This window comes from Rhizobium sp. SAFR-030 (assembly GCF_059415005.1).
The window spans coordinates 414,900-427,280 of the sequence record NZ_JBPFDO010000001.1 but is presented as its reverse complement, the minus strand read 5'-3'; the positions used below and the strand labels follow the sequence as shown (position 1 = coordinate 427,280).

Here is a 12,381-nt window from a genome sequence, read left to right as displayed (position 1 = left end):
GTCTACATTAAGCAAGTTGAGAAGGCAGTGGCAAGATGCCACCTGAAGGCTTTACCGGCTGTCCTTGCTCGACGCCTTGTTCGGGCCTTCGCCATGCCTTAGGTCTGGTGCTCGTTCATCTCATTCGAACTTGCTTCCTGGAGACACGATGTCCTCTCAATTCACCATCCGCTTTGCCCCGTCCGCTCCGCAAGAGGCCGGCCTGGCCGTCCTCCTGAAGCTCAAGGGTGATGGTACTCCCGCCGGCGCCGCAACCGCAGATCCGGGTGCCGTCATCGGCAAGGCCAGCGCGGTATCGGCCTATTCGGGCAAACAGATGGCGGTGCTCGATATCCTCGCGCCGCATCAGTCGCCGTTCGACCGGATCGTCGTGCTGGGCCTCGGCAAGGCCGATGAGCTGAAGGCGCTGGACTGGCTGCGTGCCGGCGGCAAGGCCGCAAGTCTTGCCAAGCGCGCCGAACGGATGACCGTTTTCCTCGACGTGCCCGGTCTCGAGGTATCCGCGGAGCAGGCCGCCGATGTGGCGCTCGGCATGCTGCTGCGCGCCTATTCCTTCGACGCCTACAAGACCAAGAAGGATGACGACAAGGCGCCGGCGCAGGTTGCCGTGACCATCGTCACCGCCGCTCACGAGCAGGCGGCAGCAGCCTTCGAGCAGGCGCAGGCGGTGGCCGGCGGCGTCAACCTGGCGCGCGAACTGGTCAACCTTCCACCCAACGTGCTCGGCCCGGAAGAATTCGCCGATCGCGCCCGGGCGCTGGAAACGCTGGGCGTCGAGGTGGAGATCCTCACCGAGAAAGAGATGCAGGAACTGGGCATGGGCGCGCTGCTCGGCGTGGCGCAAGGCTCTGCGCGTCCCGCCCGTTTGGCAGTCATGCAGTGGAAGGGTGGGCCCGAGGGTGAGACGCCAGTGTCCTTCGTCGGCAAGGGCGTCGTCTTCGATACAGGCGGCATTTCCATCAAGCCCGGTGCCGGCATGGAAGACATGAAGGGCGACATGGGTGGCGCAGCCGCGGTGATAGGCCTCATGCATACGCTTGCCGCACGCAAGGCCAAGGTCAACGCCGTTGGCATTCTCGGCCTTGTCGAAAACATGCCTGACGGCAATGCCCAGCGCCCGGGAGACATCGTCACCTCGATGTCCGGCCAGACCATCGAGATCATCAATACCGATGCCGAAGGCCGCCTCGTGCTGGCCGACGCGCTCTGGTACTGCAAGGAGCGGTTCAAGCCGCGGATCATGATCAACCTTGCGACGCTGACCGGCGCGATCCTCGTGGCACTCGGCAACCTGCACGCGGGCCTGTTTTCCAACGATGACGAGCTGGCGGAGAGCCTGCTGGCGGCCGGCGAAGAGACCGGCGAGAAGCTGTGGCGCATGCCGCTCGGCAAGGACTACGACAAGATCATCGATTCGAAGTTCGCCGACATGAAGAACAGCGGCGGACGTCTTGCCGGCTCGATCACTGCCGCCCAGTTCCTCAAGCGCTTCGTCGGCGAGACCGCCTGGGCGCATCTCGACGTCGCCGGTACCGCAATGAACTCGCCGGCCAACGAGTTCAACCAGTCCTGGGGCTCCGGCTATGGCGTGCGGCTTCTCGACCAGCTGGTCCGCGACCGCTACGAGGCCTGAGCCGCATCATGACAGAGGTGCTGTTCTACCACCTGACCGAATCGAAGCTCGAGGAGGCGCTTCCGGCGCTCCTCGAGAAGAGCGTCGAGCGTGGCTGGCGAGTCGTGCTGCAGACGGTCGGCGAGGAGCGGCGCGATGCGCTGGACCAGCATCTCTGGACCTACCGGGAGGAAAGCTTCCTGCCGCACGGCACGGATCAGTCGGCGCATCCGGCAGACCAGCCGGTGCTGCTGACGGTCTCTCCCGAAAACGCCAATGGCGGAAACATCCGCTTCCTTGTCGACGGCGCCGAGCCGCCTGAGATAGAAGCCTATGAGCGGGTGGTCTTCATGTTCGACGGATATGATGCCGCCCAGCTCGAGGGGGCGCGCAGCCAGTGGAAGCGGCTGAAGGGCGGCGGACATAATCTCACCTATTGGCAGCAGGCGCCGGACGGCCGCTGGGTCAAGAAGGCCTGACGCTTGCCCAAGCTGGTCGCCGGCTCGGCAGTCTGCCGGACCGGTGTCAAGCCAGAGCTGGTGGGCATCAGGCACTCGGCATTACGCAGATGGCGTTGGCAGCGGCGGTCAGATCCCGCGCATCGCTGACGGTCAGCTGGCTCCCTGTTCTTCCGACGTCACTTGTGCAGCGCAATATCGCTTGGTAGCTGGTAGTCATCATTGACCTGGAGCCGCATCCCATGACCGCCAACAGCCCGACCGCCGCCCGCGTAGCGGATCATCCGATTGCCGAATTTTTCACCGAGCGCTGGTCGCCGCGCGCCTTCACCGATGCGGCGATAACGGAACAGGAACTGCTCGGTCTGCTTGAGGCCGGCCGCTGGGCACCCTCCGCCTTCAATGCGCAGCCCTGGCGGTTCGTCTATGCACTGCGCGGTGACGCCGCGTGGGATGGTATTCTGGGCGCCATTCTGCCGTTCAACCAGACCTGGGCGCAGAAGGCATCGGCTCTGGTGATCCTCGCCTCCGACACGAAGTTCACCGCACCCGGAAAGACCGAAGCCTCCGAAAACGGCAGCCATGCCTTCGACGCCGGCACCGCCTGGGGCTATCTCGCCCTGCAGGCGCACATCGCCGGCTGGGCATCGCATGCCATGGCCGGTTTCGACCGCAGCGCGATGGCGGCCGTCACCGGCATGCCGGAAACCTTCGTCCTGCACGCGGCCATCGCCATCGGCTGCCAGGGCGACGCTTCCAGCCTTCCGGAAGGATTGCAGGCGCGCGAAGTGCCGAGCCAGCGTCATCCGCTCGCAGCCACCGCGTTTCGCGGGAAGTTCAGCAAAGCCTGAGCCGTTGCATCTTCGGCAAGAGCAAGCCGGCCTCCCACGTGGAGGCCGTTCTCATCTAGACCGTGGTTAATGGCTTTCGCCGGCGGTCGCGGTTTGGACTGATGCCATCAGCAGGGAAGGCGCCTTGCGGCGCAACGTCACCACCTTATAGCCCTCGGCGCGCATCTGGGTCAGCAGCGCCGGCAGCATGGCGGCCGTCCGCACATGAATATCGTGCAGCAGGATGATGCCGCGGCGATGGGCGCTGAGCGCGTGCATGGTCCGGGTCGCAACGGCTGCCGGGCTTTCGCTGAAATAGTCCTTCGAATCCACCTGGACATCCAGCACCACCATGCCCTCGCTGGCGACGGATCGGCGCAGGCGCCGCGTATCCGACAGATACGGAAAGCGGAAGAAGCCGACATCTTCACGCGTGGCCGTGCTGACCGCCTTCCTACCCTTGTTGATTTCCGCCATAGCCTCATCGAAGGAGAGGTTGCGCAGGTTGGCGTGGTGATAGGTGTGGCTGCCGATCGTGTGGCCGTGGCTGACGACCTCCCGGGCGATCTGCGGATACGCCTGCGCCATCTCCCCGACCATCAGGAAGGTCGCCTTGACGCCGAACTCGTCGAGCGTTGCAAGGATCCGCTCCGTCTTCTTCGGCATCGGGCCGTCGTCGAACGTCAGCACCACTTCCTTGTCGCGCAGCGCGATATCCTCGAGCGAACTCACGTCGATGGTCCGGCCCGCAAGGCTGGAAGGGTTGGCGACGCGTCCCCAGGCGGCGGGTGTCAGGGGAACGGGTGTGTCCGCATCGGTCGCCGTCGACGGCTTCATCGCGGGATGCGCGGCGAAGGCGGAGACAAAGGTGCCGCCTTCGCTCGGAACGCGGCCGGCACAGGCGGAAAGCAGGCATGCAAAGGAGGCGGCGACGCAGACGACGCGAAGGGACATTGGGGAACGACTCGGATGACAGGTGCCGGAAGAAGGTGACGGCACTGTCTCCGATCATGGTTAACAGTCGGTATCTTCGAGATGGGCGAACTCCTGCCCAGCCCGACAATTACCGGGGTTCGAGGATCGCCCCCCGCAGAAAGCTGTAGCCCATCGCCGTGCGTCGCGCCATTTCCGCCGAATTGCCGGCGCCGCCGTGTCCGCCAGAGCCGAACTCGTGGAACAGCGGCCGGTGGCCGGCCTGCTCAAGACGCAGGGCGAAGCGGCGCGCATGCGAGGGATGCACCCGGTCGTCGTTCGACGAGCTTTCGATGTACAGTGCCGGATAGCTTTGTTGCGAAGCCGGGCGGATCGCCTGCAGCGGCGAGTAATCCAGCATGAAGCGCCGATCCTCCTCGTCGTCCGGATCGCCGTACTCGTCGATCCACGCCCGGCCGGCCGGAAACTGCTGAAAGCGCGTCATATCGATCACCGGTACGCGGCACCAGACGGCGCCGAAATCCTGCGGGTAGCGCGTCAGCATCACGGCCGACAGCAGACCACCATTGCTGGCGCCGGTGCAGGCGATCCGCGACGGCTTCGTGTAGCCGCGCTTGACCAGATCGCGGGCGATGGCGACAAAATCCTCGAATGCCTTGTGTCGGCCTTCTCGTTTGGCGACGCTATGCCATTGCGGCCCCAACTCGCTGCCGCCGCGGATATAGGCCTGCACATAGGCTCCACCCTGTTCCAGCCAGCGCCCGGTCGTTCCGGAATAGTGCGGGCCGAGCGATGCGGCAAAGCCGCCATAGCCATAGATCAGCACCGGCAGTTCGCCGGTCTTGAATGCCTTCGGCAGAACCAGGTGATAGGGCACGCGGGTACCGTCCTCCGATACTGCCTCCAGCAAGGCGCTCGTCATCCCTTCGGCATCGAAATAGGCGGGGGAGGCCTGCGGCTCCTTCAGGGCCAGCGGCGCCCGCTGCTCCGATGGATCGAGCAAATAGCGGGTCGGCGGCAGCAGAAAGCCCTGGCCGACGACCCAGAGCGTATCGTCGCCCAGTTGCAGATCGGCAAAGCGCGGCGTGAAACTCACCGACTCGACGCCCTCCGGCAGCGCGACCTCCAGCGGCTCGGCATCGGTTCTGGTGAGGTCGAGCACGAACATTGTCGGGACCAGGCGGTCCTCTGCGATCCAGACCGCATGACCGCGCAACAGCCGGAACTGCCGGATCGACCGTCCGCCTGCCGGCAGCGAGATGATCTGCCGCTCCGCATCGAGCGGAGCCGCACCGAACGGCGTAAGACGCTGCAGCACGAGGCTTCCGGCAGCGACCGCCTCGTCCGATTTGGCGAGCCACAGACAATGGCTGTGATTGAGGTCGGCCTCGATGTCGACGGGCAGGTCGAGGCGCCGCAGCGCGCCTTTCTCGTCCTCCGCATGGATGCTCATCTTGCCGATCTGGTGCCCGGCAAAGAAGACATGGATCTGTCGACGGTCGCCGCTAGGGTCGTCGATGACCGCATCACCGAGCGCCGGGTCGATGACGAAGGCATAGCCGTAGACGTCGGTGCGGGCGGCCTCGTAGAGGATGGATCCCTCCTGCGGCGCAACGCCTCGCTGCAACCGCCGGCCGACCCGCGGCCAGCCGGACATCGTTGCCGAAAATTCGTCGATCGCGCCGAAATAGCAGATCTCGTCGCGGCTCAGCCAGTTGGCATGCGACCGCACCGCCGGCAGATCAAAGCCGCCGGCGACGATTTCCTTCGCTTCGGCGTCGAATTCGAGCAGCCGCGTGAGGTCCGATCCGCCATCCGAAAGCCGCAGCAGAACCCGCGTCGGCTCCCATGGACAGGTCACGGCGCCGGCATAGATCCATCGCTTGCCTTCCGATGCACAGAAGGCATCGAGGTCGAATACCGTCTCCCACTCTGCGTTCGGCAGAGGATCCTGATCCGCCGGCAGCCGCCGCCAGAGCCCAAGCGGATTGTCCTTGCTGCGCCGGAAATCAAACAGCCAGTTGCCGCGCCGGGCCGGCAGGATCAGCCGATCGTCGCGCTCCATCATCAGCTGCAGCGCCTCGGCATCCTCGCGCATGGCGGGCGTATCGAGCGCCGCCTGCGAATCCGCATTGCGCTCTTCGACGAACGCACGCGTGGCGGGATCATCATCGCTTTCGAGAAACAGATCCATGATGCCGCTCCCTGCTGTCATTCTTTGCCTGAAAATCTTCGATGGCCGTCAGCCAAGATCGGTTCGGCGAAAATCGTCGCCCACGTAGAGCAGGCCGCCGGCGGCGGCCTTGGCTCCGGCATAGGGAAAACGATCGCCGAAATTGAGACGGGCCGGATGGTGGCCCTTGCCATAGCGTGAAAACGCATCAAGCGCGGCGAAGGCAGTCTCGCGCGTCACCTCGTGAATGTACGTCCGGACACTAGCGCACATTCCCCAGTGCGGAAAGGATGGCAAACTCAGCCCGCCATCGCCTCCTCGTATTCGGTCGAAAGCTCCAGCCACTGCTCTTCCGCGCCGGCGAGTTTCGCCGCTGCCTCGCCGCGCTGCTTCACCTTGTCGGCGGCCTTGGCGGGTGATTTCTCGTAGAGCGAGACATCCGCAAGCTCTGCATCAAGCGCCTGAATCGAAACCTCCAGCTTCTTCATCAGGGCCTCGATTTCGTTGATCTTTTTCTTCAGCGGCGCGAGCGAGGCGCGGCGTTCGGCGGCAAGCTTGCGCTGGTCCGCCTTCGAGCCCGTATCGATTACGATTTCAGGTTTTTCTTCTTTTTTTTTACCCGAAGAGACAATCAGGCTGCGATACTCTTCCAGATCGCCTTCGAACGAGGTGACGGTGCCGTTGTTGACCAGCCACAGCCGGTCGACGGTTGCCTCGATCAGGTGCCGGTCGTGGCTGATCAGGATAACCGCGCCGTTATAGTCGTTGAGCGCTTCGATGAGCGCCCGGCGGCTGTCGATGTCGAGGTGGTTGGTCGGCTCGTCGAGGATCAGCAGGTTGGGCGCGTGGAACGCCGCAAGCCCCATCAGCAGCCGCGCCTTTTCACCACCGGACAAGTCCTTGGCGGCGGTGTTCATCTTCTCGGTCGCCAGTCCCATCTGCGCGACGCGCGCGCGAACCTTGCCTTCCGGCACGTCCGGCATCAGCCGGCGGACGTGTTCGATCGGCGACTGGTCGGGGATCAGGTCGTCCAGCTGGTGCTGGGCGAAGAAGCCGATCTTCAGGTTCGGCGCCGTTTTCACGCTGCCGCTTTCAGCCGCGAGCCGTCCCGAGATGAACTTGGCGAAGGTCGACTTGCCGTTGCCGTTCGAGCCGAGCAGCGCGATGCGGTCGTCGTTGTCGATCCTGAGGGTGATGTTCTTGAGGATCGGCTGGCCGGGCGTATAGCCGACCGAGCCGCCGTCGATAGCGACGATCGGCGAGGAGGGCTGCTTGTCCGGTTCCGGGAAATTGATCGGCTGCACATGGTCCTCGATCACCGAGGCGACGGTTCCCATGCGCTCCAGCGCCTTGACGCGGCTCTGCGCCTGCTTGGCCTTGGAAGCCTTGGCCTTGAATCGGTCGATGAACGTCTGCAGGTGCTTGCGCGCCGCGTCGCTCTTGGCCTTCGACTTCATCTGCAACTCGTCGTTCTCGGCCTTCTGGCGCTCGAACTGGTCATAGCCGCCGCGGTAGAAGGTCAGCTTCTTCTGGTCGAGATGGACGATCGCGTTGACGGCATTGTTCAGGAGGTCGCGGTCATGGCTGATGATGAGGACGGTGTGTGGATAACGCCGCACGTAGTCCTCGAGCCACAGCGTGCCTTCCAGGTCGAGATAGTTGGTCGGCTCGTCGAGCAGCAACAGATCCGGCTCCGAAAACAGCACCGCCGCGAGCGCGACGCGCATCCGCCAGCCGCCCGAGAAGGAGGAGGCCGGGCGTAGCTGCGCTTCGGCGTCGAAGCCGAGGCCGGCCAGAATGCTTGCCGCCCGCGCTTCGGCCGAGTGGGCGTCGATATCGACCAGCCGCATCTGGATGTCGGCGATCCGGTGCGCGTCGGTTGCGGTTTCTGATTCCAGCATCAACGCCGTGCGTTCCTTGTCGGCGGAAAGCACGATGTCGATCAGCGACTCTTCGGTTGCCGGCGCTTCCTGCGCCACCTGTCCGATACGCGCCGCCTTGGGCAGGGTAACGTCGCCGGTCTCCGACGCATAATCGCCGGTAATGATGCGAAACAGCGTCGACTTGCCGGCACCGTTGCGGCCGACAAGGCCGGCTTTCGTTCCGGTCGGCAGGCTGACACTGGCATGGTCGAGGAGAAGGCGGCCGGCGATGCGCGCCGAAAGGTCGGTAATGGTGATCATGCGCGCGGTTTTGACCGAAGTTTCCGGCCGTGGCAAGCCGGGCGGGGCGCTATTGCCAGCACTGTCCCTCCCGTCTGAGGAAATAGACGAGGTCGAGCGCCAGCGATGGCTGGCCGAGCGCCGTAAGCGTCGCATGCACCTGGCCGCGGTGGTGGGTCTGGTGGTTGAAGACATGCGCAAGAAGAGGCGAGAGCGTTTGGGTGATCGGCGTCGCGACGGTGATCGGCGTATAGGAGACGAGGCCGGCAAGTGCTTGCGCCGTCAATCCATCGATCCAGTCGATGATCCGGCGGTCGTCGACCACTCGCGCGGCACGCAGGCCGTCGAGATCGTCGTACAGAACGGCATCGAGCGAGTTCGGCGCGTCGCCGGTCCCGGAGAGGCGCTTCAGCCAGATCCGATCGGCCGCCAGGATGTGGTTGAGCGTCCGGTGCGCCGATCCGAAGAAGGCGCCCTTGTCGGTCCGATAGTCCGCGTCGGTCAGCGCGGCGCAGGCGGCATAAACCTGCTCGTTGGCCCACCGGTTGTAATCGGCAAGCATCTGGTAATGGCGAAGCATCCGGTTCCCTTTCTGAATGGTCTCCAGCACCCTATCGCATACCGCGCGTCGTGCCTGTGATGGCACCGATAAAATTTCGTGATTGGATCTGGGGCCCGGCTGCGGTTCAATGGGCGCCGAACGCAACAGGACGATGATCCGGATGACCAGAATTCTCTATTCGCTGTGTGGCCGCGACGACAAGCGGCCGTTTTCGCCCCACTGCTGGAAAGTGTCGCTGGCGCTCGCCCACAAGGGGCTCGACTACATCGAGAAGCCGGTGCCGTTCACGCAGATCCCGACGCTGGAGAACGGTTTCTCGAAAACCGTGCCGATCCTGCGCGATGGTAACCTGCTGATCCGCGACAGCTTCGACATCGCGCTCTACCTGGAAGAAACTTATCCGGACGGCCCGACGCTGTTCGGCGGCGAAGGCGGCAAGGCGCTGTCGCGCTTTGTCGAAAGCGTGTCGAATACCCTGATCCATCCGGCGCTGGTCAAGGTCGCCATCAAGGACATTCACGACCTGCTGGGAGAGACGGACCAGATCTACTTCCGTCACAGCCGCGAGGCGCGGCTCGGCAGGAACTTGGAAGACGTGCATGCCGACCGGGATGCTGAAATCTCCACGATTGCAAGCCGGTTCGAGGCGATCCGCCAGACATTGAAACATCAGCCCTTCATCGGCGGCGAAGGGCCGCTGTTTGCCGACTACATCCTTTTTGGCGCCCTGCAATGGGTGCGGGTGACGACAAGGCTCACTCTGCTGCCGGCCGACGATCCGGTCAGCGACTGGTTCGAGCGCTGCCTTGATCTCTACGGTGGCAAGGGCAGGGCGGTCGCCTGAGCCTGCGCAGCCGGGCTTGTGACGGCCGCGTGAAATTCCCGGAGCCCTCTTGTCTTCGTGATTCGGGGCGGCTAAACACCGCCCACTCATTCCCTGACAATAAGGATTTTTGGCAATGGCGATCGAACGCACCTTCTCCATGATCAAGCCCGACGCAACCAAGCGCAACCTGACCGGCGCGATCACCAAGGTTTTCGAAGACAACGGCCTGCGCGTCATTGCTTCGAAGCGCGTCTGGATGAGCAAGCGCGAAGCCGAAGGCTTCTACGCCGTTCACAAGGAACGTCCGTTCTTCGGCGAACTGGTTGAAGGCATGACCTCCGGCCCGACGATCGTCCAGGTTCTCGAAGGCGAGAACGCCATCCTCAAGAACCGCGAGATCATGGGCGCCACCAACCCGGCCAACGCCGACGAAGGCACCATCCGCAAGCAGTTTGCGCTGTCGATCGGCGAGAATTCGGTGCACGGTTCGGACGCTCCGGAAACCGCTGCCCAGGAAATCGCCTACTGGTTCGCAGAGACCGAAATCGTCGGCTGAACCTGTCTCCGGTCTTCCGGAGAGCCTGGATGTAAGACTATTGGTAAAGCCGCTCGCGAGATCCTCTTGCGGGCGGCTTTCTTTTGCGTGAGGAAACCTGCCGATGCTGCCGTGGATCCAGCTCGATACCGCCAAAGTACCGGGCGACAAGTCCGAGTTGCGCCTGAAACAGCGCGGCCAGGAATTCTCGATCATGCTCGGTGCAAACGAGCTGATGAACAGCCGCCTTAGCGGCTCGGAAGAGGCTCTGGCGATACTGGCGCAGGAACGCATCAGGGACCGGCCGAAGCCGGTCGTGCTGATCGGCGGTCTTGGCATGGGCTTCACCCTGCGTGCAGCACTTGCCGTGCTGCCGGCGGATGCGAAGGTGGTCGTTGCTGAACTGGTTCCGGCGGTGGTCGAATGGGCGCGCGGGCCGATGGCCGAGGTTTTCGGGGGATGCCTCGACGATCCACGCGTATCTATCCATGTCGGCGATGTCGGCGAACTGATCCGCAGCTCCGGTGCGGGCTTCGATGCGATCCTGCTCGACGTCGATAACGGTCCCGACGGCCTGACGCGAACCAGCAACGACAGCCTCTACGATCATCAGGGGCTACGCGCCTCGCACGAAGCGCTGCGCAAGGGCGGCGTTCTCGCCGTCTGGTCTTCCGGGCCGGATGCCAAATTCACGCGTCGCCTCAAGGACAGCGGCTTCCATGCGGAAGCCGTCAAGGCCCGTGCGAGCACCAAGCGCAGCGGGGCGCGGCATGTCATCTGGCTGGCGGTGAAGCCGTAAGAGGTATTCGGAGCGGGGTTGGTCGCCGGAGGCGTCAGAGCCACTTGTCTCGGGCCGCGTCGTCGGCATCCTTGGCGGCCACCCAGCCGCCGGACGTCCCGTCGGCAAGATGCTCCTTCTTCCAGAAAGGCGCCGCCGTCTTCAGGAAATCCATCATCAGGCTGGCGCCGTCGAAGGCTGCCTGCCGGTGCGATGCCGAGGCGATGACCAGGACGATGTTGCCGCCGGGAGCGATCTTGCCGTAGCGGTGGATGGCGGTGAGCCCGAGAAGCGAAAAGCGGTCCACGGCGAGTTCGGCGATCCGCCGCATCTCGGCTTCTGCCATCCCCGGATAATGCTCGAGTTCGAGTGCTGTCAGGCTGCCGCCTTCGTCGCGGCAGAGGCCGGAAAACGTGACCACCGCCCCCACATCCCGGCGACCGCCCGTCAGCGCATCGATCTCCGCCTGCAGGTCGAAATCCTCTGCCTGGACGCGGATGGTCGGGACGATGGACGTCATGCTGTTCTCCGGAAGGCGGCTCAGCCGCCGGTCATCGGCGGAAAGATGCCGATCTCGCGGGCGCCGGCGATCGGCTCGTCGTGATCGACATGCTCCTGGTTGACCGCCACCCGGATGACATCCGGATACTGCAGCGCCGCTTCATAGCCTTCGCCGAGCGTCTTCAGGTAATCCAGCAGATCGCCTGCCGTCACGACGCTCTCCGGAAGGTCGATGTCCTCCTCGGGCTTGTCGATGCGTTCGCGCACCCAGGCGAAATAGACCAGCTTGACCCTCATTCTGCGTCCACCACGTGCTTGAGCCCGGCCTTGAAGTAGTCGTAGCCGGAATAGATGGTGAGGAGCGCCGCGATCCACAGAAGCGTGATGCCAGTTGCCGTCGTGTAGAGGCCGAACTTGTCGCCCGCCGGTCCGGCGAGCAGGAAGGCGATCGACACCATCTGGATCGTCGTCTTCCACTTGGCGATCCGGGTCACCGGCACCGCCACCTTCAGCGCCGCCAGATACTCGCGCAGTCCCGACACGAGGATTTCCCGGCACAGGATGGTGATCGCCGCCCACAGCGACCAGCCGGCGATCGTCCCGTCGGCAGCCATCAGCAGCAGCACCGAGGCGACCAGCAGCTTGTCGGCGATCGGATCCAGCATGCGGCCGATATTCGACGTCTGGTTCCAGATGCGCGCGAGGTAGCCGTCGAAATAGTCGGTGATCGAGGCAATCGCGAAGATAGCCAGGCCCATCCAGCGGGCGAAATCCGAGCTCTCCAGCCGGCCCTCGACGAAAAAGCACACGACGATCAACGGCACGGCCAGGATGCGCGCATAGGTGAGGAGATTGGGGATGTTGTATGCGCGCGACGCCATGGCGGACCTGTTACCTGATATGTGCTTCTAGTTGATGCTTAGACGCCGGAGCGTCAACACGCAATCTGACTGAATTGCTGCAGCCTTGGCCAACCCTCCTGTGGTGCGGCTCGTTTACGTCGTTATCGAG

The 12,381-nt window shown here is 64.0% G+C and carries 14 protein-coding genes; 6 read left to right on the top strand and 8 right to left on the bottom strand.

From position 1 onward, the window contains the following. Positions 1-148: 148 nt before the first annotated feature. The 3 genes from ACR65N_RS02200 (at position 149) to ACR65N_RS02190 (ending at position 2,921) form a co-directional block, all read left to right on the top strand. Positions 149-1,633, top strand: a complete 1,485-nt coding sequence (locus tag ACR65N_RS02200) for a leucyl aminopeptidase (RefSeq protein ID WP_440455549.1) — start codon at positions 149-151, stop codon at positions 1,631-1,633. An 8-nt stretch (positions 1,634-1,641) separates the two neighbouring features. Beyond that, entirely contained in the window at positions 1,642-2,091 is a 450-nt protein-coding gene (locus ACR65N_RS02195) for a DNA polymerase III subunit chi (RefSeq protein ID WP_440455548.1), read from the top strand. Positions 2,092-2,312: 221 nt separating this feature from the next. Beyond that, the gene (locus tag ACR65N_RS02190; protein WP_440455547.1) at positions 2,313-2,921 is read left to right on the top strand and encodes a nitroreductase family protein; all 609 of its coding nucleotides are present in this window, start codon (positions 2,313-2,315) and stop codon (positions 2,919-2,921) included. 66 nt (positions 2,922-2,987) lie between these two features. On the opposite strand, the gene ACR65N_RS02185 is transcribed toward ACR65N_RS02190, so the two are convergent. The 5 genes from ACR65N_RS02185 to ACR65N_RS02165 all read right to left on the bottom strand — a co-directional run bounded on the left by ACR65N_RS02185 (position 2,988) and on the right by ACR65N_RS02165 (position 8,748). Next, a complete protein-coding gene (locus ACR65N_RS02185) occupies positions 2,988-3,854 on the bottom strand; it encodes a polysaccharide deacetylase family protein (RefSeq protein ID WP_440455546.1) in 867 nt (288 codons plus the stop codon). 109 nt (positions 3,855-3,963) lie between these two features. Continuing rightward, complete coding sequence (locus ACR65N_RS02180) at positions 3,964-6,027, bottom strand: prolyl oligopeptidase family serine peptidase (RefSeq protein WP_440455545.1); 2,064 nt, start codon at positions 6,025-6,027, stop codon at positions 3,964-3,966. A gap of 48 nt (positions 6,028-6,075) precedes the next feature. After that, complete coding sequence (locus ACR65N_RS02175) at positions 6,076-6,246, bottom strand: type II toxin-antitoxin system VapC family toxin (protein ID WP_440455544.1); 171 nt, start codon at positions 6,244-6,246, stop codon at positions 6,076-6,078. 59 nt (positions 6,247-6,305) lie between these two features. Further along, positions 6,306-8,189, bottom strand: coding sequence for an ABC-F family ATP-binding cassette domain-containing protein (locus tag ACR65N_RS02170; RefSeq protein WP_440455543.1), 1,884 nt, complete (start codon positions 8,187-8,189; stop codon positions 6,306-6,308). 49 nt (positions 8,190-8,238) lie between these two features. Then, entirely contained in the window at positions 8,239-8,748 is a 510-nt protein-coding gene (locus ACR65N_RS02165) for a DinB family protein (RefSeq protein WP_440455542.1), read from the bottom strand. Positions 8,749-8,890: 142 nt separating this feature from the next. Between ACR65N_RS02165 and ACR65N_RS02160 the strand changes: the two genes are divergently transcribed. The 3 genes from ACR65N_RS02160 to ACR65N_RS02150 all read left to right on the top strand — a co-directional run bounded on the left by ACR65N_RS02160 (position 8,891) and on the right by ACR65N_RS02150 (position 10,890). Then, positions 8,891-9,574: a glutathione S-transferase family protein gene (locus ACR65N_RS02160; RefSeq protein WP_440455541.1), complete on the top strand. Its 684-nt coding sequence runs from the start codon at positions 8,891-8,893 to the stop codon at positions 9,572-9,574. 115 nt (positions 9,575-9,689) lie between these two features. After that, entirely contained in the window at positions 9,690-10,112 is a 423-nt protein-coding gene (gene ndk, locus ACR65N_RS02155) for a nucleoside-diphosphate kinase (RefSeq protein ID WP_128444735.1), read from the top strand. Between the two features lie 103 nt (positions 10,113-10,215). Next, complete coding sequence (locus tag ACR65N_RS02150; protein ID WP_440455540.1) at positions 10,216-10,890, top strand: spermidine synthase; 675 nt, start codon at positions 10,216-10,218, stop codon at positions 10,888-10,890. Between the two features lie 34 nt (positions 10,891-10,924). Here the strand turns inward: ACR65N_RS02150 and ACR65N_RS02145 are convergent, their stop codons facing one another. From ACR65N_RS02145 to pgsA, 3 genes are read right to left on the bottom strand one after another with little or no spacing between them, the layout of a single operon-like run. Further along, the gene (locus tag ACR65N_RS02145) at positions 10,925-11,389 is read right to left on the bottom strand and encodes a molybdenum cofactor biosynthesis protein MoaE (RefSeq protein ID WP_440455539.1); all 465 of its coding nucleotides are present in this window, start codon (positions 11,387-11,389) and stop codon (positions 10,925-10,927) included. A 20-nt stretch (positions 11,390-11,409) separates the two neighbouring features. Further along, positions 11,410-11,667 (bottom strand): molybdopterin converting factor subunit 1, encoded by a 258-nt coding sequence (gene moaD / locus ACR65N_RS02140; protein ID WP_430305242.1) that lies wholly within the window; start codon positions 11,665-11,667, stop codon positions 11,410-11,412. Further along, complete coding sequence (pgsA, locus tag ACR65N_RS02135; RefSeq protein WP_430305241.1) at positions 11,664-12,251, bottom strand: CDP-diacylglycerol--glycerol-3-phosphate 3-phosphatidyltransferase; 588 nt, start codon at positions 12,249-12,251, stop codon at positions 11,664-11,666. Before pgsA ends, moaD begins: the two co-directional genes overlap by 4 nt. Positions 12,252-12,381 lie beyond the last annotated feature (130 nt).